The organism is Enterobacter sp. FW301-JW81, from assembly GCF_058788735.1.
The window spans coordinates 97,673-121,488 of record NZ_JBYTBA010000001.1; the positions used below are offsets into that span (position 1 = coordinate 97,673).

A 23,816-nucleotide genomic window follows, 5' to 3' on the forward strand; every position below is an offset into this window, starting at 1 on the left:
TCAAGCGCGCTTGGCGCGACGTTCAGCAATAAATGCTACCAGGAAGACAGCGCCAATCAGGTCAAAGAAGCCCATGGCAATAAAGAGCGGGTTAAAGCCGATTTTGTCGGCGGTCACGCCGATTAACAGCGAGAACAGGAAGCTGGCGATCCACGCCGCCGAGCCGCGCATGCCGTTGACCGTCGCCATCTGGCCTTTGTCGAACGACTCCACGACCAGGGCGCTCAGCATGCAGGAGATGATCTGGTGCCCGAAGCCGCCGATGGAGATCAGCACGATGGTGATATACGGGTCGCGGGTAATGGCCACGATGCCCAAAGAAATCATCAGAAACGCACCGGTCACGGAACTGGCAACGACCGAGTTCACGCGGGAGCAGCCGAACAGGCGGGTATAGAGACGCGTGAGGTAACCGCTCGCCACGCTGCCGAGATCGGCGGCGAGGAACGGCAGCCAGGCAAACATCGCAATCTGCTTCAGGTCCATACCGTGCTCTTTGGCGAGGTACAGCGGCACCCAGAAGCTCAGCACCGCCCAGGCCGGTTCCGCCATAAAGGCCGGAATGGCGATACCGTAGAAACGCTTGTTTTTTGAGACGGTCTTCAGCGCGGTCAGGAAGGGTAGTCTCACCGCAGGCGGTTCGTTATCCTGCTTGATAAACGCCAGCTCGTCCTTGCTCAGGTTCGGGTGCTGCTCCGGGTTGTGGTAGAACGCCCACCACAGGATCACCCACAGCAGCGCCAGCACGCCGGTAAACATAAACGCGCCCTGCCAGCCGAACGAGGCGTGAGCAAAGTAGATGATAGGCGGAGCCAGCATCGCGCCGATGGAGAAGCCCACGCCCGCCCAGCCGGCGGCAACGGGTCGTTCTGATTTCGGGAACCATTCGCCAATCGTTTTGGCATTCGCCGGGGTAGCGGCGGCTTCGGACGCGCCCATAAAGAAGCGCAGAATAGCGAGGTGCAGCCAGCTTCCGGCACCCGCGTGGAAAATACACATCAGCGCCCAGACCCCGGCGCAGACCATGAAGCCAATCTTCAGGCCAATCACGTCGATCAGCCAGCCGCACAGGGGCTGGAAAATGGTGTAGGCGATCTGGAACGCGCCGACGATCCAGGAGTACTGCTCGGTGGTGATCCCGAGGCTCTCTTTCAGTTCCGGGGCGAGGATCCCAAGCGAGTTTCGGGTTATGTAGTTAACGGTGACGCCAAGTAAAAACAGCACCAGCACGTACCAGCGCAGGTTCTTGATGACGCGACGGGTCTTGCTTGTCGCAACGGTATTATTGATGTCCTGACTCATTTTACTCTCCACAAGACGGACGCTAAGGGAACGGAGGTTCAGGTGTCACACAGATTTTTATGCCTTTGATTTCTATCCGTTTAGAATGCTTAAGTTGCTATACAACTAGTATGGAAGTTGTGTGACAAGTTCACCTTAAGGGAGAAAATGAGCGGGAAATAGTGGATTTTGTGCAAAATTTCTCATAACTGGCCTCAACCCTCTGGCATGATGGCTTTTATGCCAGTTATTGCCTGACGAATACGCTATGAAAATTTTTTCATTTCGCAAATGGAGCCAGATCACAAAATGGACAAAAGACTAAAAATCACCGAAATTGCCGCCCGAACGCAGCTCTCCATCAGCACCGTATCGCGGGTGCTGGCGGGCAAAGCAAACACCAGCGAAAAAGCGCGCGCAAAGGTGCTGGCGTGCGCGCGGGAGTTGGGCGTGATGGAAGGTATGGCGGCGGGGCGGTTGCTGCTCAATAGCCTGGTGGTTTTTGCCCCCCAGCGCGCCTTTGACGAGCGGTCCGACATCTTTTACTACCGCGTGATCCAGAGCGTGGGGAAAGGGCTGGCTTCCCACGAAGTGCGGTTACGCTACTGCGCGCTGGAAGAGAACGACAGCGACGCGCAGCTTTTTCTGGCGCGCATGAACGAGCCGGATACGCAGGCCGCCATTCTGCTCGGTATCGACGATCCGCATATCCACGATCTGGCGGTGGATGTTGGTAAACCCTGCATGCTGATCAACTGCCGCGACCGCCATATGCGCCTGCCGGCCGTCGCGCCGGATCATCGCGCCATTGGCGAGCGGGCGGCGGAATACCTGTTCGAGATGGGTCACCGCGAGGTGATGACGGTGCTCTGCCTGCGGCGCTACACCATGGAGCAGCGCCTGTCGGGGATCCGCGATGCGTGGCAATCCCACAACCTGACGTTCAACGACAAACGCGATCTGCTGGTGGTGCCGAGCTTCAGCGCGCGCGAAACGGAACATATGGTCAGCGGCTGGCTCAGCGAAATGCAGGGCAAGGATTTGCCGACCGCGTTTCTGGTCGGCGGCGACTTTATGGCGGCGGGCACCATCAGCGCCCTACAAAACCACGGTCTGCGCGTGCCGCAGGACGTCTCGGTGATGAGCATTGACGGGTTTAATCTGGCGGCGATTCAGGATGTGCCCTTAACGGCAGTGCATGTCCCGCGCGATGAGCTGGGAACGGAAGCGGTACATATGCTCCAGCAGCGGCTGATGCGCCCGGACGCGCCGGTGGGGACGTTGCTGCTTAACGGCACGCTGACCGTGCGGGAGTCGGTCCGGCGGATACGTCAGGGGAAACGACGCACCGCCGTTGAGAGGGAGGGGCTGTATGACAGTTAGGCCATGCCCAGCGCGCGCTTGCCGTGGATGTTCAGGTCGGCCACGGTAAAGCGGTCCTGCCAGCTCTTTTCATAATCTTCGCGCGGGAAATCCCCCGGCGACGCGCCGGTTTCCAGCGCTTCCTTGACCTTCTTCGCATAGGCGAGGTTTTTCTCGCACATCGGCGCGGCAGGAATGTACATCACGTTGCCCCAGCCCTGCTGGTTTTCAACCGGCGCAACGGAGTGGATCACATCGCAGTGCCACCACACCGAATCGCCCGCGTCCAGCGCCGGAATGCTGCTTAACGCTTCGATGAGCAGCGGGTGCCACTTCTCGGAAACCGGCAGCACGCGCCCCGGCGCGACGCCGCACAGCTCGTCTTCCGGCACGTCGTCCAGCAGCGGACGCAGCAGAATGTATGCCATCGCTTCCGGGATGGGTACGACGTGCAGCAAGCCCTGTCCGGGGATCATATCCGACAGCGCCGTCCAGCCCTGGAAGGTGCGGAACACCGAGCATTTGGTGGTGTTATCCACGGTGTACTCTTCCACTTCAGTGCGGTGCGCGGCGTTCCACGGGTCGTATTTATCGACGTTGCCGTCAAACACGCGGGCAAAGACCTGCTGGTAGGCCGGCAGCAGCCAGCGCTCCAGCGCGCCGGAATCGGTGTGCGCGCCCAGCCCTTTCGAGGTGGTTCCCGGCGGACGGCGGCGAATGCGATCCGGATAAATCACGCTCACGTCCGGGTCGAACCATTGTTTGCCGTTGCTCTCGAATGTCCATAAACGGTTCAGGAACGACTGCACCTGCGCCATCTCTTCGCTCTGGCGCGCCTGCATTTGCGCCTGCGACCAGTAGATCGGGTAAATCTCCGGGCGAGAGGCCGTTAAGGTGCCGAAGAAGTTATCGCCCGGACCTTTATACGCCTCGTCAAACTTGTTGAGATCGAGGTAGTCGAGCATCGACTGATCCCACGCCAGGGCCTGCTCGCGCGGGAAGTGACCTTTAATCACCGCGCAGCCGCGGCGTTTTACCGCCTCGCGCTGCGCATCGGTAATGGTGCCGTTTTTCACCTCGGCAAACGGAATCACCGGCCAGACAGGTTCGCCTTTATTTTTGAGGGCGTTAATTTCCGCCACGCGGGTGGCAATCTTATCGCTGAGCTTATTGAACACCGCCTGCACGTCACCGATCTGCGCGCGTAACTCACGTTTTAACTGACGGATTGCCGCTTTGTGATCCGTCGGCAAGGTTTCACTGGTAAAGGTCATAACTGCCTCGCTTCTTTCATTCGAAAGTAAAAGTGTCTACAAGTGATACTTTAAGTTAAAAATAAGTTAATGCAAGTTTAAAAACTTGACGTGCACCACAGGATGGAAAAGAAGGGAAGAGCCGGAGCAAGGCTCCGGCGAGGAGAGGATTACGCGTCGAAAGGGGAATGGGCGTCGAGAACGGCCTGAATGACGTTCAGCGCGCCCTGATGGTTGTTGTCGTCGGTGGCGTAGCGGGCAATCTCTTTGATGCTTTCTGCCGCGTTGCCCATCGCAAAGGAGTATTTCACCAGGTTCAGCATCTCCGCGTCGTTGCCGCTGTCGCCGATACCCACGCACGCCTGCGGGGATACGTCCCAGCGCTTCAGCAGCCGGCTGATGCCGTTGGCTTTGTGCAGGCCAGGAATAATCAAATCGACAAAGCCAAAGCCGCTGGTGACCGGCTTCATAATACCGTCGAGCGACACGTGCAGTTTATCCACCAGAGTCGGGATATCGCTGTCCGGCAGGTTCAGGGAGAACTTAAACAGCACGTCGTCGATGTCGTGATAATCGCTGATGCGCTTTAAGCGGTGATAGTGCTTTGACATTAGCGCCACGAACGCGTCCGGCGCTTTGTCGCTGACGTAGGCGCTCTCCAGTCCGCAGGCCACAAAGTTCAGCCCTTTGTCTTTCAGCAGTTCGCCAATGACGATTTGCGATTCATGACGGGTCAGCTCACCGTGGAAAATTTGCTCGCCGCGATCGAACACCAACGCGCCGTTTTCCGCCACGAAGGAGATCTGCTCTTTCAGCTCCGGGAAGAAGGAGATGAGCTGGTAATACTGGTTGCCGCTGGCAACAACGAATTCAATGTCGCGGGCTTTAAGCTGCTCAAACTGTGCCTGAAAGCGGTCTCGATCGTACTGCTTGGCATCATCAAGGAAAGTTCCGTCCATATCGGTGACGATAACTTTTACGGTCATACATTGCGCTCCTGGGTCACTGCGTTTTGAAACATTCTAATAACAAGGTGACGGGGAGCACAAATTTAATTTCGAATGAAAGTCAGAAAGCCGGGTGGCGGCTTCGCCTTACCCGGCCTACGGGGAGACAATGTAGGCCCGGTAAGCGAAGCGCCACCGGGCGTTTTTTTACAGCGTATGCTCAGTACGCGCGATAATGTCGTCCTGCGCATCCGGCGACAGGGCGGTGAAGAACGCCGAGTAGCCCGCCACGCGCACCACCAGGTCACGATACTGGTCAGGGTGTTTTTTCGCTTCCAGCAGGGTTTCGCGAGAAACAATGTTGTACTGAATATGCCAGCCCTTATGCACCTCGAAGAAGGTGCGCAGCAGCACCATCAGCTTCTGTCGGTCGCTGTCGTTTTCCAGCGTCGACGGGTTCAGCTTCTGGTTTAACAGCACCCCGCCCAGAATTGCTTCCGTAGGCAGTTTGCCCACCGAGCCGATGACCGCCGTCGGGCCGAGATGGTCCGTACCGGAAGCCGGGCTTGCGCCTTCCGCCAGCGGGGTGTGCGCTTTGCGTCCGTCCGGGGTGGCCATTGTCGCCGCGCCAAACGGCACGTTCGCGGAAATAGAAGAGGTACCTGCGTAGTAGTTACCACCGATCGGGCCACGGCCGTAGCGCGGGTTGTGGTACTGCTTCAGCTCTTCAATGTAGGTCTGATAGGCGCGCGTCAGCAGCATATCCACGCTGTCGTCATCGTTGCCGTACTTCGGCGCGCCGTTAATCAGGCGCTGGCGCAGCTGCTCGTGGGTCAGGCCGTCGAAGTCATCCGCCAGCGCGGCCGCCAGCTGCTGCTGACCGATTACGCCCTGATCGAACACCAGCTTCTTCACCGCCGCCAGGCTGTTGCCGAGGTTGGCGATGCCCACCTGCAGGCCGGAGACCCAGTCATACTTCGCGCCGCCCTGCTTGATGCTTTTCGCACGCTCGATGCAGTCGTCCACCAGCGCCGAGCAGAGAATATCGTGGACGTTCTCTTCCAGCATGGTGTCCACCACGTACTCAATCTCGATGGATTTGCGGGTGTAGTAGCGGATCTGTGTATCCCACGCCGCCATCACCTCCTCAAAGTTATCAAAGTTACCGGCAGAGAGCGCTTTTTCCTGCGGCAGGAACACCTTGCCGCTGGTGGCGTCGCGCCCACCTTCCAGCGCGGCCAGCATCACGCGGGCAAAGTTGATAAAGCTCATGCCGGTGCAGCGGTAGCCCCATTTACCCCCGACCGCGGTTTCGATGCAGCCGATGGCCGCGTAGTCGTAGGCGTCGTCTCGTTCAACGCCGAGCTTGATGAATTCCGGGATCACGATTTCATCGTTATTGAACGCGGGCATGCCGAAGCCGCAGCGGATCACCTGTACGCAGGCGTCGAGGAAGTCGTTGCTCATGCCCGCGTGGTAACGCACGCTCAGGTTCGGCTGGGTGGAGCGCAGGCGACCGCAGGATTCCAGAATCGCGTAGGAGAGCGGGTTGACCGCGTCCATTGGCTCACCGTTGACCAGCTTCTGGCCGCCGATGGTGACGTTCTGGTACAGCGGGCTGCCGGCAGAGGCTTTTGAGTGCGAGCCGGAACGGATCTTGTTCACTTCCAGCAGCTTCAGCCAGCAGCTGTGCAGCAGCTCGATGGCGTGTTCGCGGTCGAGGCTCTGGTTCAGCTCCACGTCGCGGCGGTAGAACGGATAGAGATACTGGTCCATTCGGGCAAACGACACGGAGTGGCCGTTGGACTCAATCTGCAGGATCAGCTGGATGAAGTAGCACAGCTGCAGCGCCTGCCAGAAGGTTTTTGGCGGCTCGTGGGCAATCACGTCGCAGTTTTCCGCCATGGCCAGCAGCTCGTTGCGGCGGCTTTCGCGGGTTTCGGTGGACGCCATTTCACGCGCCAGGTCGGCAAAGCGTTTGATGTGCAGGCTCACCGCCTCCAGCACGATATCAATCGCCTTCAGGAACTGGTCGCCGTGCAGGTCTTCCAGCACCGTCAGGTTGATGCGCGTGCGGCGCTCGGCCACTTTGGCGCGCAGGCCGTCGAGACCTTTCTCCAGCACCAGGGGGAAGTTCACCGCCAGGTGCGCGTCGCCGGAGGTCATGTTGCCTTCGGCTTTGATAATGCCGGTTTCCAGTAGGCCTTTCTGCTCGTCGGTGAACATGCCGTAGCAGCGATCCTGCACCGTCTGACCGCGCCACCACGGGCAGATTGCATGCAGGACGCGCTTGTTCTCTTCGCTCACCGCAAAGCCCGCGCCCGGACGGTCGGCCAGGTCGTCGATCTCTTTCTCAATCCAGGAGACGGTGTATTCCGGGAAGATCGGCGCGGCGCGCACTTCGCTTGCCTGGTTCCCGATGATAAGCTCATCGTGTTTGATCCAGATGGTACGCTCGGCCAGGTGATGCGCCAGCGCCAGGGCGCGACGCACCGGGATCGGCTTGTCCATGTGCTGCTGATACATTTCGGTGTAATGCTGCGCGCGCTCGGTACAGACCGGCGGCTTGACGATATGTACGAGGGCCATTTTGTGCGCTTTAATGCGCTCGCTGAGGGTGTTGAGATTCAGGGTCGTCATAAGTTTATCCTCGTAAGGTCGCGGTTAACCCTTTCTGGCAGGCGTACTGCTGCGCAAAGTCCAGCAGGGCAGGGCTATCCAGCGGTTTGTCAGGGGCAGAGTAAGGTTGGCCGAGCAGGGTGTATTTGTTCATGCCCAGCGTGTGGTACGGCAGAAAATGAATATCGTCGACGCCGAGCTCGTCGGCAGCGAAATTGGTAATGGCGGTAACAGACGCTTCATCGGCGTTAAAGCCCTGGATCAGCGGCACGCGGATGGTGATTTTTTTCCCGGCAGCGGCCAGGCGTTTCAGGTTATCCAGGATTCGCTTAGCCGAACCGTCCGTCCACTGCTTGAAAACGTCACCGTCGACGTGCTTCAGGTCGGCGAGGAACAAATCGACATACGGTAAAGAGGGCTCGATATAGTGCCACGGTACGTGAAGGCAGGTTTCGACGGCGGTGTGAATACCCTGTTCGTGGCTGGCTTTAAACAGCGCAAGTGCCAGATCGGGGTTCATAAACGGCTCGCCGCCGGAGAGGGTGATGCCGCCGCCGCTGCGCTCGTAGAAAGGCTTGTCGCGCAGCACGGTTGCCATAATGTCGTCTACCTGCTGTTCTTCACCGCAGACGGTGAGCGCCTGCGTTGGGCAGCAGTCGGTGAGGGCGTTGAGCGTCTCGTCGTCAAGCTTCTCACGATGGATGAGCAATCCGTTCAGCGCACGTTCGATACAGCCCGGCGCCGCCTGCTGGCACAGGTCGCAGCCGTCCAGGCACAGGCGGGCATCAAACAGCACGTCCCGGCTGCGGGAGCGGCTTTCCGGGTTCTGGCACCAGCGACAGCCCAGCGAGCAGCCTTTCAGGAACACCACGGTACGAATACCGGGGCCATCGTGGGTAGAGTAACGCTGAATATTGAAGATCATGTTTTCGCCTCTCATCTTGCATATGAAGATTAAATTACTTTCGAATGAAAGTTATCTTGATGCAGGTCAACTCTTGAGCAGGTTTTGTCGTGATAGGGTAAGTGCAGGCTAATTTTGAGGGTGACATCATGGAACTTTATCTCGACACATCTGACGTTGCGGCAGTCAAAAAGCTGGCGCGTATCTTCCCGCTCGCGGGCGTGACCACCAACCCAAGCATCGTTGCGGCCGGTAAAACGCCGCTCGACGAGCTGCTGCCGGCCCTGCACGACGCGCTGGGCGGCAAAGGCCGACTGTTTGCTCAGGTGATGGCGACTACCGCGGAAGGCATGGTGGAAGACGCGCGTAAGCTGCGCGCCATCATTAACGACCTCGTGGTGAAAGTGCCGGTGACCGCAGAAGGGCTGGCGGCAATCAAAATGCTGAAAGCGGAAGGGATACCGACGCTGGGTACGGCGGTGTACGGCGCCGCGCAGGGAATGTTGTCCGCGCTGGCGGGAGCAGACTATGTCGCGCCTTACGTTAACCGCGTGGACGCGCAGGGCGGGGACGGGATCCAGACCGTGGTTGAACTGCAGCAGCTGCTGACGCTGCATGCCCCGCAGTCAAAAGTGCTGGCCGCGAGCTTTAAAACGCCGCGTCAGGCACTGGACTGCCTGCTGGCAGGCTGCGAGTCTATTACGCTGCCGCTGGACGTGGCGCAGCAGTTTATTACTTCACCGGCCGTGGATGCGGCGATTATGAAGTTTGAGCAGGACTGGCAGGGGGCGTTTGGACGGACGTCTATTTGACGCTGTTGCCGGGTGGCGCTGACGCTTACCCGGCCTACGTTCGAGCCGTTGTAGGTCGGGTAAGGCGAAGCCGCCACCCGACTTTTTTACTGGCTACAAACCTCACATCCCGGATTACGCATTAGCTTCATCTCGCGGAACTGGCAGGTCATCGCGTCGTACATCACGATTTTCCCCGCCGCCGGCGTACCGTAATGCGCCAGGACTTTAATCGCTTCCATCGCCTGCAGTGACCCGATCACGCCGACTAACGGCGCCATCACGCCCGCCTCGACGCAGGTCAGCGCGTTCTCGCCAAACAGGCGGCTCAGGCAGCGGTAGCAGGGTTCACCCTCCGCGTAGGTGAAGACGCTGATTTGCCCCTCCATGCGAATCGCCGCCCCGGAAACCAGCGGCGTTTTATGCGCAAAACAGCCCGCGTTTAGCTGATTGCGGATAGCGACGTTGTCGGTGCAGTCGAGCACCAGATCGTGCAGAGCAATTTGCGCGAACAGCGCGTCGTCGTCCAGCATCGCGTCAATCAGGGTAAACTGAACGTTGGGGTTGATGCGGGCCAGCGCCGTGCGGGCCGATGCCACCTTCGGCTGGCCAAGCGTCGCGTCGCTGTGCAGCGTCTGGCGCTGCAGGTTTGACACCGACACGGTATCAAAATCCAGCAGCGTCATCCTGCCCACGCCCGCCGCGGCAAGGTACTGCGCGGCGGCGCAGCCCAGACCGCCCAGACCGACGACCAGCACGCTGGCCGCCTTGAGCGCTTCCTGACCCTCGAAGTCAAACCCGCGCAGCACAATCTGGCGGTTGTAGCGCATCATCTCCTGGTCGCTCAGCTCCACCGTCATGTCAGCCTCCGAACAGGTGGTTAAAGCTTTCAACTTCAACCCATTCGCCCGCTTCCACGTTGCCGCGCTCGCGCTCCAGCACGATAAAACAGTTGCCCTGGCTGAAGGAGCTGAAAATGTGCGAGCCCTGGTGTCCGGTGGTGCTCACTTCAGGCTCACCGTCCGCGTTGCGCGCCAGAATGCCGCGCTGGAAATCGAGACGGCCCGGGGATTTTTTCAGGCGGGTGGCGGCACGCACGCGCTGGCGTTCCGGCAGCGGGCTGGCGCGGTTGCCGGAAAGCTTCGCCAGCAGCGGTATCACCAGCTGGTAGAAGGTGAGTGCCGCAGAGACCGGGTTACCCGGCAGGCCGCAGAACCAGCTATGCGTGAGCTTGCCAAAGGCGAACGGTTTGCCCGGCTTGATGGCCAGCTTCCAGAAGGCGATTTCGCCCAGCTCTTCAAGAATGGTTTTGGTGTAATCCGCTTCGCCAACCGAGACGCCGCCCGAGCTAATGACCACGTCGGCGGACCGATCCGCTTCAATAAACGCGGCGCGCAGTTTTTCCGGATCGTCAGGAATAATCCCGAGGTTAATCACCTCGCAGCCCAGCTGCTCCAGCATCAGGTGTACCGCCAGACGGTTGGTATCGTAAATCTGTCCGTCCTGCAGCGGCTGGCCCGGAAGCTGCAGCTCGTCGCCGGTGGAGAAAACGGCGACGCGCACCTTACGGATAACGTCGATTTCAGCAATGCCGAGCGACGCCAGCACCGGCAGTTCACCCACCGTCAGCTTCTGTCCGGCGGCAAAGACCGTCGCGCCGAGGGTAATGTCCTCGCCGGTACGACGGATGTTCTGGCCCGCTTTAACGTTCGCGGTAAAACGCACGCCATCGTCGGTCTGTTCGGTCTCTTCCTGCATCACCACGGCGTCGCAGCCTGCCGGTATCGGCGCGCCGGTCATGATGCGCACGCAGGTGCCCGCAGGCCATTCACCGTTAAACGGCTGGCCGGCAAAGGCCTTACCCGCCACGGGCAGCGCCTGGCCCGTCTGGAGATCCGCCAGGCGCACCGCATAACCGTCCATCGCTGAGTTATCGAATCCCGGTACGTTAAGCGGAGAGACGATATCGCGTGCGGCAATACGCCCAAAACAGCGCACGAGGGGTAACGTTTCTACGTCATGCAGCGGGGAAAGGCGGTCAAGCATCTGCGTGAGTGCCGTCTCAAGCGGCATCAGTCCGGCGGTAAAATCCATGGTGGGCTCCTGCACAGTAACAACGAAAGCGTCCATTATGGCAGAAAAGTGCCACTAACAGTATGACCGGAGGGTGTACGCTTTACATCACAGTTGCGTCTTTCTATATTCAAAAATCATCTGAAGTTTCATCGACGATAATGATATTTATAGAAAAAGCCGCGAATCAGGCTAACGGGTGATGCGAATGGTTAATGCGGTAATCGCAATTCATGGCGGCGCCGGGGCAATCACCCGTGCACAGCTCAGTCCCGAACAGGAAAAGCGCTACATTGACGCGCTGTACGCCATTGTCGAAACGGGCCAGAAAATGCTGGAAGCGGGCGAGAGCGCGCTGGACGTGGTCACCGAGGCGGTGCGTCTGCTGGAGGAGTGTCCGCTATTTAATGCGGGGATCGGGTCGGTCTTTACCCGGGATGAAACGCACGAGCTGGACGCCTGCGTAATGGACGGTATCACCCTGAAAGCGGGGGGCGTGGCGGGCGTCAGTCGCCTGCGTAATCCGGTGCTGGCGGCCCGTCTGGTGATGGAAGAGAGTCCGCACGTGCTGCTGACCGGCGCCGGGGCCGAGGCGTTTGCCTTCGAACACGGGATGGCGTCGGTATCGCCCGATCTTTTTTCCACTGAAGCGCGCTACCAGCAGCTGCTGGAGGCCCGTTCGGCGGGCATGACGCAGCTGGATCATTCCGCACCGCTCGATGAAACCACCAAAATGGGCACGGTCGGCGCGGTGGCGCTCGATAAGGCCGGAAACCTCGCGGCGGCGACGTCAACGGGCGGCATGACCAACAAGCTGCCCGGGCGCGTCGGCGACAGCCCGCTGCCGGGGGCCGGATGCTATGCCAACAACGCGACGGCGGCGGTGTCGTGTACCGGAACCGGGGAAGTGTTTATTCGCACTCTCGCGGCCTACGACATCACCGCGCTGATGGATTACGGCGGTTTAAGCCTCAGTGAGGCCTGCGAGCGGGTGGTGATGGAAAAACTGCCTGCCCTGGGCGGCGTCGGCGGGCTCATTGCGGTGGATCGCGAGGGCAACGTGGCCCTGCCGTTCAACAGCGAAGGGATGTATCGCGCCTGGGGATATGCCGGCGATGAGCCGAGCACGGGGATCTATCGTGAATAAGGGGGCAACGCGTGCCGCACAGTGAAGAGCTGGACAACCGCGAGGTACTGGCTGTCCATCAGCTGAATATTGCGTTTCAGGAAGAGCGGCAGTTCATCCCCGCAGTACAGAATTTATCGTTCTCGCTCAGGCGAGGCGAGACGCTGGCGATTGTTGGCGAGTCCGGCTCCGGTAAATCGGTCACCGCGCTGGCGCTGATGCGCCTGCTGGAGCAGACGGGCGGGCAAATCAGCAGCGAAAAAATGCTCCTGCGCCGCCGCAACCGTCAGGTCATTGACCTAAACGAGCTGAGCGGCTCGCAGATGCAGGGCGTGCGCGGGGCGGATATTGCCATGATCTTCCAGGAGCCGATGACCTCCCTCAATCCGGTTTTCCCGGTGGGGGAACAAATTGCCGAGTCCATCCGCCTGCATCAGGGGCTGAGCGGCGATGAAGCGCTTCGTGAAGCCAGACGGATGCTGGAGCTGGTGCGCATTCCTGAGGCGCAGGCCATTCTTGGGCGCTATCCCCATCAGCTTTCCGGCGGCATGCGCCAGCGGGTGATGATAGCCATGGCGCTCTCCTGCCGTCCGGCGGTGCTGATCGCCGATGAACCGACGACGGCGCTGGACGTGACGATTCAGGCGCAAATCCTGCAGCTCATCAAAGTGCTGCAGCAGGAGATGGAGATGGGGGTGATATTCATCACCCACGATATGGGCGTGGTCGCCGATATCGCCGATCGCGTGCTGGTCATGCACAAGGGCAACGCGGTGGAAACCGGCCCGGTTGAGCAGATTTTTCACGCGCCCGTCCATCCCTATACCAAAGCGCTGCTGGCGGCGGTTCCGCGTCTTGGGGCGATGAACGGCAGCGATTTGCCGCGCCGCTTCCCGCTGATTTCTCTCGATGCGGCGGGGCAGGAGGAGGACGAGCGCGAGCAGGACACGGTGGTGCCGGGTAAGCCCATTCTGGAAGTGCGCGATCTGGTCACCCGTTTTCCGCTGCGCAGCGGCGTGTTGAACCGCGTGAAGCGCGAAGTGCATGCGGTGGAAAACGTCAGTTTTGATTTATGGCCGGGCGAAACTCTGGCGCTGGTGGGGGAGTCCGGCTGCGGTAAGTCCACCACCGGACGCGCGTTGCTCCGCCTGGTGGAATCACAGGAAGGCAGCATTACCTTTAACGGCGAGCGCATTGATACCCTGCCGGACAGCAGGCTGCAGGCGGTGCGGCGGGATATTCAGTTTATATTTCAGGATCCGTATGCCTCCCTCGACCCGCGCCACACGGTGGGGTACTCGATCATGGAGCCGCTGCGGGTGCATAACCTGCTCGACGGCGAGGCGGCGCAGCGTCGCGTGGCCTGGCTGCTGGAGCGCGTTGGCCTGAAGCCGGAACACGCCTGGCGTTATCCGCACGAATTTTCCGGCGGACAGCGGCAGCGAATCTGCATTGCCCGCGCGCTGGCGCTGAACCCGAAAGTGGTGATTGCCGATGAGTCCGTTTCGGCGCTGGATGTCTCTATCCGGGCGCAAATCATCAACCTGTTGCTCGATTTACAGCGGGATATGGGCATCGCTTTTCTGTTTATCTCGCACGATATGGCGGTTGTCGAGCGCATCAGCCATCGCGTGGCGGTGATGTTCATGGGGCAAATCGTGGAGATCGGGCCGCGACGCGCGGTCTTTGAGAACCCGCAGCATCCGTACACCCGCAAGCTCATCGCGGCGGTTCCGGTCGCCGATCCGGCGCATCGTCACGGACAGCGCGTGCTGCTGCAGGATGAAATGCCGAGCAATATTCGTAAACGCGGCGAGGCCGTTGAACGCGTCACGCTGCGCGAGGTCGGACCGGGGCATTTCGTGGCGCCTCCGCGTCAGGACAACGCTTTTTCGCGGTTATAACTTACAACAGGCAGGAGAACACAATGGTTACATTTGTAGCGCGTAGATGGTTGTTAGCCGCGAGCGTGACGGCAGCCCTGGCCACTGCCCCCGCGTTCGCCGCCAAAGACGTGGTGGTCGCCGTCGGCTCTAATTTCACCACGCTCGATCCGTACGACGCCAACGATACGCTGTCGCAGGCGGTAGCGAAATCGTTCTACCAGGGGCTTTTTGGCCTGGATAAAGAGATGAAGCTGAAAAATGTGCTGGCGGAGGGATACACCGTCTCCGACGACGGGCTGGCGTATACCATCAGGCTCAGAACCGGCGTGAAGTTCCAAGACGGTACCGATTTCAACGCGGAGGCGGTGAAGATTAACCTCGACCGCGCCAGCAATCCGGAAAACAGCCTCAAGCGCTATAACCTGTATAAAAACATCGCCAGCACCGAGGTGGTCGACCCGGCGACGGTAAAAATCACCCTGAAAGAGCCGTTCTCGGCGTTTATCAATATTCTGGCGCATCCGGCAACGGCGATGATTTCCCCGGCCGCGCTGAAAAAATACGGTAAAGAGATCGGTTTCCACCCGGTGGGGACCGGTCCGTATGAACTGGTGACCTGGAATCAGACCGACTTTGTGAAGGTGAAGAAGTTCAGCGGCTACTGGCAGCAGGGGCTGCCGAAGCTGGACACCATCACCTGGCGTCCGGTGGTGGACAACAACACCCGCGCGGCGATGCTGCAAACCGGCGAGGCGCAGTTCGCCTTCCCGATCCCGTATGAGCAGGCCGCGATTTTGCAGAAAAACAGCAAGCTGGAGCTGGTCGCCAGCCCGTCGATCATGCAGCGCTACATCAGCATGAACGTTACGCAAAAGCCGTTTGATAACCCGAAGGTGCGCGAGGCCATCAACTACGCCATTAACCGCCAGGCGCTGGTGAAGGTCGCCTTTGCCGGCTATGCCACCCCGGCCACCGGCGTGCTGCCGCCTGCTATCGCGTATGCCCAGAGCTATCAGCCGTGGCCGTACGATCCGGCCAAAGCGCGCGAGCTGCTGAAAGAGGCGGGCTTCCCGAACGGGTTTAGCACTACGCTGTGGTCGTCGCATAACCACAGTACCGCGCAGAAGGTGTTGCAGTTCACCCAGCAGCAGCTGGCTCAGGTCGGCATTAAGGCGCAGGTCACCGCGATGGATGCCGGACAGCGTGCGGCTGAAGTGGAGGGCAAAGGGCAGAAAGAGAGCGGGGTGCGGATGTTCTACACCGGCTGGTCGGCCTCGACCGGTGAAGCCGACTGGGCGCTGTCGCCGCTGTTTGCCTCGCAGAACTGGCCGCCAACCCTGTTCAATACCGCGTTCTACAGTAACCCGCAGGTGGACAAAGACCTTGCCGATGCGCTGAAAACCACCAAACCGGAAGAGAAGGCGCGCCTCTACAAAGACGCGCAGGACATTATCTGGAAAGAGTCACCGTGGGTGCCGCTGGTGGTGGAGAAGCTGGTATCAGCCCATAACAAAGCGTTGACCGGGTTCTACATCATGCCGGACACCGGTTTTAGCTTTGACGATGCGGATTTAAAATAAACCTCATGCTGAACTATGTTTGTAAACGCCTGCTGGGGCTTATCCCGACGCTGCTGATTGTGGCGGTCCTGGTGTTTTTGTTTGTCCATATGCTGCCGGGCGATCCGGCGCGTCTGGTTGCGGGGCCTGAAGCGGACGCTACCGTCATTGACCTGGTGCGTAAACAGCTTGGCCTCGACCAGCCGCTGTATATCCAGTTCCTCCATTATATTTGCAACGTTCTGCAGGGCGACTTTGGTATCTCGATGGTGTCGCGGCGTCCGGTGTCGGAAGAGATTGCCAGCCGCTTTATGCCGACGTTCTGGTTGACGATTGCCAGCATGAGCTGGGCGGTGGTGTTTGGGCTTGGCGCCGGGATTGTCGCGGCCGTCTGGCGCAACCGCTGGCCGGACAAGCTCGGCATGGCGCTGGCGGTGACCGGTATCTCCTTCCCGGCGTTCGCGCTGGGGATGCTGCTGATGCAGATCTTCTCCGTCGAGCTGGGCTGGCTGCCGACCGTCGGGGCCGATACCTGGAAGCATTACATTCTGCCCTCAATGACGCTGGGGGCCGCCGTGTCGGCGGTGATGGCCCGCTTCACCCGCGCCTCGTTCGTTGACGTGCTGAGCGAGGATTATATCCGCACCGCGCGGGCGAAAGGGGTCAGCGAGAAGTGGGTCATTCTTAAGCACGGGTTTCGCAATGCGATGATCCCAGTGGTGACGATGATGGGGCTGCAGTTTGGTTTCCTGCTGGGCGGCTCCATCGTCGTGGAGAAGGTCTTCAACTGGCCGGGGCTGGGACGCCTGCTGGTCGATTCCGTTGAGATGCGCGACTACCCGGTCATTCAGGCGGAGGTCCTGCTTTTCTCGCTGGAGTTTATCCTTATCAACTTAGTGGTGGACGTGCTCTACGCCGCCATTAACCCGGCCATCAGGTACAAGTAAGATGCGATTGTTGAACTGGCGACGTCAGGCCGTTTTAAACGCTATGCCGGGGCTCAAACCGGAACATATCCGCACGCCGCGATCTGAATTCTGGCGGCGTTTTCGCCGTCAGCCGGTCGCGATGGCGGCGGGGCTGTTTGTGCTGCTGCTGATTGCGGTGGCGATCATTGCGCCGTGGGTAGCGCCGTTTGATGCGGAAAACTATTTTGACTACGACCGTCTGAACGACGGACCCTCAATGCTGCACTGGTTCGGCGTGGACTCCCTCGGGCGCGATATCTTCAGCCGCGTGCTGGTCGGGGCGCAGATCTCTCTTGCCGCCGGGGTTTTCGCGGTGCTGATCGGCGCGGCCATCGGTACCGTGCTGGGTCTGGTTGCCGGGTATTACGAAGGCTGGTGGGATCGCATCATTATGCGCATCTGCGACGTGCTGTTTGCTTTTCCCGGCATTCTGCTGGCGATTGCGGTGGTGGCGATAATGGGCAGCGGCATGGCGAACGTTATTATCGCGGTGGCGGTCTTTTCGATTCCGGCGTTCGCGCGCCTGGTGCGCGGCAATACGCTGGTGCTGAAGCAGCAGACCTTTATCGAATCTGCCCGCAGTATGGGCGCCAGCGACGCCACGATCCTGTTCAGCCATATTCTGCCGGGTACGGTGTCGTCCATTGTGGTCTATTTCACCATGCGTATCGGCGTGTCGATTATCTCTGCGGCCAGCCTGTCGTTTTTGGGGTTGGGGGCACAGCCTCCCACGCCGGAGTGGGGCGCGATGCTGAACGAGGCGAGGGCAGATATGGTGATTGCGCCGCACGTGGCGATCTTCCCGAGCCTGGCAATTTTCCTGACCGTGCTGGCGTTTAACCTGCTGGGTGACGGGCTGCGTGACGCGCTGGATCCGAGGATTAAGGGGTAGGGCAGTGGAATGTGCCGGGTGGCGGCTACGCCTTACCCGGCCTACAAAAGGGAAGCTGGGTGTTTAAACCCGGCTACCCCACAGGTCATACTCGTCCGCGTTTTCAACCTTCACGCGGATGATATCACCCGGCTTAACGCTGGTTTCGCCGTTCAGGTACACCGCGCCGTCGATTTCCGGGGCGTCCGCCATGCTGCGGCCAATCGCGCCTTCTTCGTCCACTTCGTCAACGATCACCATGATTTCGCGGCCTACTTTCTCCTGCAGGCGTTCAGCAGAGATCTGCTGCTGCAGCTGCATGAAGCGGTTCCAGCGCTCTTCTTTCACCTCTTCCGGTACCTGATCCGCCAGTTCGTTGGCGGTTGCGCCCTCTACCGGGCTGTACTTGAAGCAGCCTACGCGGTCCAGACGCGCTTCTTTCAGGAAGTCGAGCAGCATCTGGAAATCTTCTTCGGTTTCACCCGGGAAGCCGACGATGAAGGTGGAGCGCAGGGTCAGGTCAGGGCAGATTTCACGCCACTGCTTGATGCGCGCCAGCTGGCGGTCAACGGAGCCAGGACGTTTCATCAGCTTCAGGATACGCGGGCTGGCGTGCTGCAGCGGGATATCCAGATACGGCAGAATTTTGCCTTCCGCCATCAGCGGGATCACGTCGTCAACGTGCGGGTAAGGATAGACGTAGTGCAGACGCGTCCAGATACCGAGTTTAGACAGCTGCTCGCACAGGCCGACCATGCTGGTTTTCACCGGCTCGCCGTTGTGGAAGCCGGAGCGGTGTTTGACGTCCACGCCGTAAGCTGAGGTATCCTGGGAGATGACCAGCAGCTCCTTCACGCCCGCGTCAGCCAGACGTTTCGCTTCCGCCAGCACTTCGCCAATCGGACGGCTCACCAGATCGCCACGCATGGACGGGATGATGCAGAAGGTGCAGCGATGGTTGCAGCCTTCGGAAATTTTCAGGTAAGCGTAGTGGCGCGGCGTCAGCTTCACGCCCTGTTCCGGCACGAGGCTCAGGAACGGGTTGTGCTTTGGTTTTGGCACATAGTGATGAACATGTTCCAGCACCTGCTCGTAGCTGTGCGGGCCGGTGATCTCCAGCACCTTCGGGTGCACTTCGCGGATCTGATCCACTTTCGCGCCCAGACAGCCGGTAACAATCACTTTGCCGTTTTCCGTCAGGGCTTCACCGATGGCTTCCAGTGACTCCTGAACCGCGCTGTCGATAAACCCGCAGGTGTTAACGATCACCATATCGGCGTTGTCGTAGCTTGGCACCACGTCATACCCCTCGGTGCGCAGTTCGGTCAGGATGCGTTCTGAATCCACCAGGTTTTTCGGGCAGCCCAGGGAGACGAAGCCGATTTTCGGCTGGTGCGTAACATTGCTCATAGGTTAAAAATTCATCAATTATGGAGTTATCAGGGCGGGATTTTACAGCGTATCGCGGGGGATTTATACACTCTTTGCAAGGCGGATGCGCTGGGCAGACGTTGTAACATTGTAAATAATGTTAATCAGTTAATAAAAATTGATCCCAGGCATTAAACTGTACAAAAAATGTACTTATCCTGACTATGCACAATGGCTGACAGAGGAGGAAAGAGCATGACCGTTGACAGACTAAAACGCGATCTGCTGAACAAGCTGATCAACGCCCGAATCGACCTGGCCGCGTACCTGCAGTTGAGGAAGGCAAAAGGGTATATGTCAGTCAGCGAAAGCGAACATCTGCGTGATAACCTGTTTGAACTTTGCAATTTCATGCGTGAAAAAGCACCGACCCTGAAAGCGAAATACGGCGAAAGCGAGCTGATAGCGCTGCGCCGCGCCGCTGAGGTGCTCTCCATCGCAGGGGTGTGTCTGATGAACGGACGCCACGACTGCCCGAATTTTATCGCTGTTAACGCGGAGAAGCTTGAAAACTGCCTGACCACGCTCTCTCTATGCATCATGTGTCTGAACGAGCACGAGAAGCTTGAACAACACTGATCCCGGGGGAGGCAACTCCCCCTTCTGATTAAGCTTTTGTAAAAGTGATAACGCCCCCGGACGCAGTGGCTAACCTTTATGCCATATGCCGATAAAGGAGCGCGTTATGCATCGATCCTCGCTGATTTTCCTGCCCGCGTTGTTATTCCCCTTTTCGCTGCTTGCTGCGCCCGAGGCGGTCAGGGTTGAGGTGCTGCAAAACAGACTCGATCACCCCTGGTCCATGGCGTTCCTGCCGGACAACCAAGGGCTGCTGGTGACCCTCAGGGGCGGTCAGCTCAAGCGCTGGCAGGCCGGAAAAGGGCTTTCCGATCCGATTGTCGGGGTACCGAAGGTCTGGGCAAACGGCCAGGGAGGATTGCTGGACGTGGTCCTCGCGCCGGATTTTAAACAATCGCGCCGCATCTGGCTCAGCTACGCCGAAGCAGGGAACGACGGCAAAGCCGGCACGGCGGTGGGCTATGGCCGGTTAAGCGACGACTTTACGCGCATTGAAGCCTTCCAGGTGGTGTTCCGCCAGATGCCGAAACTCTCTACCGGTAACCATTTTGGTGGGCGACTGGTGTTCGACGGCAAAGGCTCTCTCTTTATCGGACTCGGCGAGAACAACCAGCGGCCCACGGCGCAGGACCTGGACAAATTACAGGGCAAAGTGGTGCGCCTCACCGAAGACGGCAAAGTGCCGCCGGATAACCCCTTTGTGCATACTCCCGGCGCGCGGCCTGAAATCTGGTCCTACGGCATTCGCAACCCGCAGGGGATGGCGATGAACCCCTGGAGCGACACGCTGTGGCTGAACGAGCACGGCCCGCGCGGCGGGGATGAGATTAATATTCCGGAGAAAGGGAAAAACTACGGCTGGCCGCTGGCGACGCACGGCATTAACTACAGCGGGCTGAAAATTCCGGAAGCCAAAGGCGAGCACGTTGAGGGAACCGAAAAACCGCTGTTCGTCTGGAAGGTCTCACCGGCCGTGAGCGGCATGGCGTTTTACAACAGCGACGTTTTCCCGCAGTGGAAAAACAAGCTGTTTATCGGCGCGCTGAAGGAGAAGGACGTGATTGTGCTGAGCGTGGAGGGTAACAAGGTGACGGAAGACGGGCGCATTCTGGGCGACCGGGATCAACGTATTCGCGATGTGCGGGTGGGGCCGGATGGGTATCTGTACGTCCTGACGGATGAGACGGACGGGCAGCTGTTGAAAGTCAGCCCGTCCGGGACGTAATCAGGTGACCGGGATCATCACGACGTTACGGTACGCCGGGCGATCGCTCAGCTGTTTGAGCCAGCGATCCAGATGAGGGCGCGGCGTCCACTTCAGGCCCATATTGGTCAGGTTCCAGACGAACGGCGCCACGGCGATATCGCCTGTGCCGAACGCGTCACCGGAGAACCAGGCGTGCTTCGCCAGCTCGTCATCCATCATCGCAAACAGATTTTCGCAGGCATCCTGCGCGGCATGAATAGCGGGATAGTCACGTTCGGCTTCCGGCGTGCGGATAAGCCCCATCAGGATTACGCGGTGGGTGGGTGAAAGCGTCTGGTTTGCCCAGTCCATCCACTTTTCGCCCTGGGCGCGGCGGGCCGGGTTTTCGACCCACAGACGACCTTGTCCGTACTGGGCGGCCAGGTAACGGACAATGGTGTTGGATTCCCAAAGCGTGGCGTCTGTTTCATCATCGCGCAGCAGCGGCACCAGGCCGTTCGGGTTCATGGCCAGATAGTCGGCCTCTTTATTCACGCCAAACGACATGCCTGCCATGATTTGATTGAACGGTAAATCCAGCTCTTCCAGCGTCCAGAGCACTTTCTTAACGTTGGTCGAATTATTCCTGCCCCACAGCGTAATCATATTTACTCCCGATGAGATGTGAATCCGAGTCAGCTTTTCGCCATGGTGAGATAAACCTAACAATTACGCAACAGAAGACAAAAAAAACGCCTTAATCAAAGCGTATCTGAATGTTATTGCATAAACTTTAATAACTTTACCCTGGTTGGGTTTCTTTAACCGTTTTAGTGCGCTATTACTCATCGCTTCTTGCGACACGGTGATGTGACGTAATTTTTTGAATGGACACTCGGGTGGCATTTATGACGCGAAAAATGACTTCTCTGCGCAGCCTGGCGGCAGGCTCTGCGCTCCTTTTCCTGTTTGCACCAACTCTCTACGCAGCTGAGCAGGCTGCGCCAGAAGCGCCACCTGTGGATGCGCGCGCCTGGATCCTGATGGACTACTCCAGCGGTAAAGTGCTGGCGGAAGGCAACGCGGATGAGAAACTCGACCCGGCAAGCCTGACCAAAATCATGACCAGCTATGTGGTAGGCCAGGCCTTAAAAGCGGGCAAGATCAAGCTTGATGATATGGTCACCATCGGGAAGGACGCCTGGGCGACCGGCAACCCGGCGCTGCGCGGGTCATCGGTGATGTTCCTGAAGCCGGGCGATCAGGTTTCCGTATCGGATTTGAATAAAGGGGTGATTATCCAGTCCGGCAACGACGCCTGTATCGCGCTGGCGGATTACGTCGCGGGCAGTCAGGATTCATTTATCGGTCTGATGAATGGCTACGCGCAAAAGCTGGGCCTGACCAACACCACCTTTAAAACCGTTCACGGCCTGGATGCGCCGGGCCAGTTCAGCACCGCGCGCGACATGGCGCTGCTGGGGAAAGCGCTTATTCACGACGTGCCGGATGAATACGCCATCCACAAAGAGAAAGAGTTTACCTTCAATAAAATCCGCCAGCCGAACCGCAACCGCCTGCTGTGGAGCAGCAACGTTAACGTGGACGGGATGAAAACCGGCACCACGGCCGGCGCGGGTTACAACCTGGTGGCCTCCGCGACGCAGGGCGATATGCGCCTGATCTCGGTGGTGCTGGGGACCAAAACCGACCGCATCCGTTTTAACGAATCAGAAAAACTTCTGACCTGGGGATTCCGCTTCTATGAAACCGTGACGCCAATTAAACCGGATGCCACGTTCGTCAGCCAGCGCGTCTGGTTTGGTGACAAGAGCGAAGTGAATCTGGGCGCGGGTGAAGCGGGCTCGGTGACCATTCCGCGCGGCCAGCTGAAAAACCTGAAGGCCAGCTACACCCTGACCGATCCGCAGCTCACCGCGCCGCTGAAAAAGGGCCAGGTGGTCGGGACGATTGATTTCCAGCTTAACGGTAAGTCGATTGAACAGCGTCCGCTGATTGTGATGGAAGCGGTAGAAGAGGGCGGCTTCTTCAGCCGGATGTGGGACTTCGTGATGATGAAATTCCACGGATGGTTTGGCAGCTGGTTCAACTAAGTTTTTGCCGGGTGGCGCTGCGCTTACCCGGCCTACGTTTTTACTCCCTCTCCCTGTGGGAGAGGGCCGGGGTGAGGGCATCAGGCCGCACCCCTCTCAAAACATCAACTTTACCTGCTGCGTCTTCGCATGCGCCACAATGTCGTCATCCGGACGGCAATCGCTGACGATGGCATCAAACTGCGCCAGTTCACCCATTCTCGCCGAACGCACTTTGCCAAACTTGCTGTGGTCAACCACCAGCACATGGTACTGCGCCGCGCTTAGCGCCCAGTGCTTCACCGGCAGCTCTTCCAGGTTAAAGCAGGTCGCGCCCTGACGCACGTTCACGCCCGCGGCGGAATAAAACGCGATATCCGGGCAGAGATTGCTGAGCGTGTCCTGCAGGTTAAGCGGCTTAAAGATCGCGTTGCTGGCGTGAAACTCACCGCCGCAGAGGATCACCCGGCACTCGGGTTTCTCCTGAAGCGCCAGAAAGGTGTTCAGGGAGTAGCACACGGCGGTAAAGGGAATGCTGCTGTCGATGGCTTCGATAATCCACGGCGTGGTGGTACCGCAGTCAAAAAACAGGGTCTGGTGCGGCTGTACCAGCGAAGCCGCAAGCCGTGCGGCTTTGCGCTTCTCTTCAACCAGGCGCGTCTTCTGGTCGCTGATCAGATAATGGCTGGCGCTGCGCGGTTCAAGCACAATATACCCGCCCAGCAGCACGACGGGCGCGCTTTCGCTGTTCAGATCCCGACGAATGGTCATCTCTGAGACGCCGAGGAGGTTGGCGGCTTCCTTAAGATGCAGCTTATCGCTGCGCTTCAGCGCCTGTAGCAGCTGAGCAATGCGGTCATCGCGACGTGTTTCCATAGTTCCTCGGG

General features: G+C 59.1%; 19 protein-coding genes and 1 pseudogene. 10 read left to right on the forward strand and 10 right to left on the reverse strand.

Annotation, left to right across the window (positions count from 1 at the left end; genetic code table 11):
* A complete protein-coding gene (locus AC3WOK_RS00440; RefSeq protein WP_063955597.1) occupies nucleotides 1–1,302 on the reverse strand; it encodes an MFS transporter in 1,302 nt (433 codons plus the stop codon).
* 288 nt (nucleotides 1,303–1,590) lie between these two features.
* Between AC3WOK_RS00440 and AC3WOK_RS00445 the strand changes: the two genes are divergently transcribed.
* Nucleotides 1,591–2,664, forward strand: a complete 1,074-nt coding sequence (locus AC3WOK_RS00445; RefSeq protein WP_059310707.1) for a LacI family DNA-binding transcriptional regulator — start codon at nucleotides 1,591–1,593, stop codon at nucleotides 2,662–2,664.
* Here the strand turns inward: AC3WOK_RS00445 and AC3WOK_RS00450 are convergent.
* The 4 genes from AC3WOK_RS00450 to AC3WOK_RS00465 form a co-directional block, all read right to left on the reverse strand.
* A complete protein-coding gene (locus tag AC3WOK_RS00450) occupies nucleotides 2,661–3,917 on the reverse strand; it encodes a DUF1479 domain-containing protein (RefSeq protein ID WP_492353735.1) in 1,257 nt (418 codons plus the stop codon). The genes AC3WOK_RS00445 and AC3WOK_RS00450 overlap by 4 nt on opposite strands.
* Nucleotides 3,918–4,066: 149 nt before the next feature.
* Nucleotides 4,067–4,882 (reverse strand): Cof-type HAD-IIB family hydrolase, encoded by an 816-nt coding sequence (locus AC3WOK_RS00455; RefSeq protein ID WP_492353736.1) that lies wholly within the window; start codon nucleotides 4,880–4,882, stop codon nucleotides 4,067–4,069.
* 168 nt (nucleotides 4,883–5,050) lie between these two features.
* The gene (locus AC3WOK_RS00460) at nucleotides 5,051–7,483 is read right to left on the reverse strand and encodes a formate C-acetyltransferase/glycerol dehydratase family glycyl radical enzyme (RefSeq protein ID WP_492353737.1); all 2,433 of its coding nucleotides are present in this window, start codon (nucleotides 7,481–7,483) and stop codon (nucleotides 5,051–5,053) included.
* A gap of 4 nt (nucleotides 7,484–7,487) precedes the next feature.
* Nucleotides 7,488–8,387, reverse strand: a complete 900-nt coding sequence (locus AC3WOK_RS00465; protein WP_492353738.1) for a glycyl-radical enzyme activating protein — start codon at nucleotides 8,385–8,387, stop codon at nucleotides 7,488–7,490.
* A gap of 128 nt (nucleotides 8,388–8,515) precedes the next feature.
* Here AC3WOK_RS00465 and fsa point away from each other — a divergent pair, with 128 nt between their 5' ends.
* Complete coding sequence (gene fsa / locus AC3WOK_RS00470; RefSeq protein ID WP_492353739.1) at nucleotides 8,516–9,178, forward strand: fructose-6-phosphate aldolase; 663 nt, start codon at nucleotides 8,516–8,518, stop codon at nucleotides 9,176–9,178.
* 86 nt (nucleotides 9,179–9,264) lie between these two features.
* Here the strand turns inward: fsa and moeB are convergent, their stop codons facing one another.
* Nucleotides 9,265–10,017 (reverse strand): molybdopterin-synthase adenylyltransferase MoeB, encoded by a 753-nt coding sequence (gene moeB / locus AC3WOK_RS00475; RefSeq protein ID WP_492353740.1) that lies wholly within the window; start codon nucleotides 10,015–10,017, stop codon nucleotides 9,265–9,267.
* A 1-nt stretch (nucleotide 10,018) separates the two neighbouring features.
* Nucleotides 10,019–11,251, reverse strand: coding sequence for a molybdopterin molybdotransferase MoeA (moeA, locus tag AC3WOK_RS00480; RefSeq protein ID WP_492353741.1), 1,233 nt, complete (start codon nucleotides 11,249–11,251; stop codon nucleotides 10,019–10,021).
* 187 nt (nucleotides 11,252–11,438) lie between these two features.
* Here moeA and iaaA point away from each other — a divergent pair.
* The 5 genes and pseudogenes from iaaA to gsiD all read left to right on the forward strand — a co-directional run bounded on the left by iaaA (nucleotide 11,439) and on the right by gsiD (nucleotide 17,661).
* Nucleotides 11,439–12,402: pseudogene (iaaA, locus tag AC3WOK_RS00485) on the forward strand (beta-aspartyl-peptidase).
* On the forward strand, nucleotides 12,389–14,260 hold the full coding sequence (gsiA, locus tag AC3WOK_RS00490; protein ID WP_063955613.1) for a glutathione ABC transporter ATP-binding protein GsiA: 1,872 nt from the start codon (nucleotides 12,389–12,391) through the stop codon (nucleotides 14,258–14,260). The pseudogene iaaA and the gene gsiA overlap by 14 nt, the downstream one beginning before the upstream one ends.
* A gap of 23 nt (nucleotides 14,261–14,283) precedes the next feature.
* Nucleotides 14,284–15,822, forward strand: coding sequence for a glutathione ABC transporter substrate-binding protein GsiB (gsiB, locus tag AC3WOK_RS00495; RefSeq protein ID WP_492353742.1), 1,539 nt, complete (start codon nucleotides 14,284–14,286; stop codon nucleotides 15,820–15,822).
* Between the two features lie 5 nt (nucleotides 15,823–15,827).
* On the forward strand, nucleotides 15,828–16,748 hold the full coding sequence (gene gsiC, locus AC3WOK_RS00500; RefSeq protein WP_047346983.1) for a glutathione ABC transporter permease GsiC: 921 nt from the start codon (nucleotides 15,828–15,830) through the stop codon (nucleotides 16,746–16,748).
* Nucleotide 16,749: 1 nt separating this feature from the next.
* On the forward strand, nucleotides 16,750–17,661 hold the full coding sequence (gene gsiD / locus AC3WOK_RS00505; protein ID WP_492353743.1) for a glutathione ABC transporter permease GsiD: 912 nt from the start codon (nucleotides 16,750–16,752) through the stop codon (nucleotides 17,659–17,661).
* Nucleotides 17,662–17,724: 63 nt separating this feature from the next.
* Here gsiD and rimO read toward each other — a convergent pair whose 3' ends face one another.
* Nucleotides 17,725–19,050, reverse strand: a complete 1,326-nt coding sequence (gene rimO / locus AC3WOK_RS00510; RefSeq protein WP_032661331.1) for a 30S ribosomal protein S12 methylthiotransferase RimO — start codon at nucleotides 19,048–19,050, stop codon at nucleotides 17,725–17,727.
* A 216-nt stretch (nucleotides 19,051–19,266) separates the two neighbouring features.
* Between rimO and bssR the strand changes: the two genes are divergently transcribed.
* Complete coding sequence (bssR, locus tag AC3WOK_RS00515) at nucleotides 19,267–19,650, forward strand: biofilm formation regulator BssR (RefSeq protein WP_023310914.1); 384 nt, start codon at nucleotides 19,267–19,269, stop codon at nucleotides 19,648–19,650.
* Nucleotides 19,651–19,756: 106 nt separating this feature from the next.
* Complete coding sequence (locus AC3WOK_RS00520) at nucleotides 19,757–20,875, forward strand: PQQ-dependent sugar dehydrogenase (RefSeq protein WP_492353744.1); 1,119 nt, start codon at nucleotides 19,757–19,759, stop codon at nucleotides 20,873–20,875.
* Here the strand turns inward: AC3WOK_RS00520 and AC3WOK_RS00525 are convergent, their stop codons facing one another.
* A complete protein-coding gene (locus tag AC3WOK_RS00525; protein ID WP_252000681.1) occupies nucleotides 20,876–21,502 on the reverse strand; it encodes a glutathione S-transferase family protein in 627 nt (208 codons plus the stop codon).
* A 242-nt stretch (nucleotides 21,503–21,744) separates the two neighbouring features.
* Here AC3WOK_RS00525 and dacC point away from each other — a divergent pair, with 242 nt between their 5' ends.
* Complete coding sequence (dacC, locus tag AC3WOK_RS00530) at nucleotides 21,745–22,950, forward strand: serine-type D-Ala-D-Ala carboxypeptidase (protein WP_023335046.1); 1,206 nt, start codon at nucleotides 21,745–21,747, stop codon at nucleotides 22,948–22,950.
* Nucleotides 22,951–23,046: 96 nt separating this feature from the next.
* Here dacC and deoR read toward each other — a convergent pair whose 3' ends face one another.
* Complete coding sequence (gene deoR, locus AC3WOK_RS00535) at nucleotides 23,047–23,805, reverse strand: DNA-binding transcriptional repressor DeoR (RefSeq protein ID WP_492353745.1); 759 nt, start codon at nucleotides 23,803–23,805, stop codon at nucleotides 23,047–23,049.
* Nucleotides 23,806–23,816 lie beyond the last annotated feature (11 nt).

Bases quoted from the DNA above. Each gene is read 5' to 3' on its own strand.
- AC3WOK_RS00440 (WP_063955597.1), bottom strand. From the start codon at position 1,302: ATGAGTCAGGACATCAATAATACCGTTGCGACAAGCAAGACCCGTCGC.
- AC3WOK_RS00465 (WP_492353738.1), bottom strand. From the start codon at position 8,387: ATGATCTTCAATATTCAGCGTTACTCTACCCACGATGGCCCCGGTATT.
- AC3WOK_RS00455 (WP_492353736.1), bottom strand. From the start codon at position 4,882: ATGACCGTAAAAGTTATCGTCACCGATATGGACGGAACTTTCCTTGAT.
- dacC (WP_023335046.1), top strand. From the start codon at position 21,745: ATGACGCGAAAAATGACTTCTCTGCGCAGCCTGGCGGCAGGCTCTGCG.
- gsiC (WP_047346983.1), top strand. From the start codon at position 15,828: ATGCTGAACTATGTTTGTAAACGCCTGCTGGGGCTTATCCCGACGCTG.
- moeA (WP_492353741.1), bottom strand. From the start codon at position 11,251: ATGGATTTTACCGCCGGACTGATGCCGCTTGAGACGGCACTCACGCAG.
- AC3WOK_RS00520 (WP_492353744.1), top strand. From the start codon at position 19,757: ATGCATCGATCCTCGCTGATTTTCCTGCCCGCGTTGTTATTCCCCTTT.
- bssR (WP_023310914.1), top strand. From the start codon at position 19,267: ATGACCGTTGACAGACTAAAACGCGATCTGCTGAACAAGCTGATCAAC.
- AC3WOK_RS00460 (WP_492353737.1), bottom strand. From the start codon at position 7,483: ATGACGACCCTGAATCTCAACACCCTCAGCGAGCGCATTAAAGCGCAC.
- AC3WOK_RS00445 (WP_059310707.1), top strand. From the start codon at position 1,591: ATGGACAAAAGACTAAAAATCACCGAAATTGCCGCCCGAACGCAGCTC.
- fsa (WP_492353739.1), top strand. From the start codon at position 8,516: ATGGAACTTTATCTCGACACATCTGACGTTGCGGCAGTCAAAAAGCTG.
- gsiB (WP_492353742.1), top strand. From the start codon at position 14,284: ATGGTTACATTTGTAGCGCGTAGATGGTTGTTAGCCGCGAGCGTGACG.
- deoR (WP_492353745.1), bottom strand. From the start codon at position 23,805: ATGGAAACACGTCGCGATGACCGCATTGCTCAGCTGCTACAGGCGCTG.
- gsiD (WP_492353743.1), top strand. From the start codon at position 16,750: ATGCGATTGTTGAACTGGCGACGTCAGGCCGTTTTAAACGCTATGCCG.
- AC3WOK_RS00525 (WP_252000681.1), bottom strand. From the start codon at position 21,502: ATGATTACGCTGTGGGGCAGGAATAATTCGACCAACGTTAAGAAAGTG.
- AC3WOK_RS00450 (WP_492353735.1), bottom strand. From the start codon at position 3,917: ATGACCTTTACCAGTGAAACCTTGCCGACGGATCACAAAGCGGCAATC.
- rimO (WP_032661331.1), bottom strand. From the start codon at position 19,050: ATGAGCAATGTTACGCACCAGCCGAAAATCGGCTTCGTCTCCCTGGGC.
- moeB (WP_492353740.1), bottom strand. From the start codon at position 10,017: ATGACGGTGGAGCTGAGCGACCAGGAGATGATGCGCTACAACCGCCAG.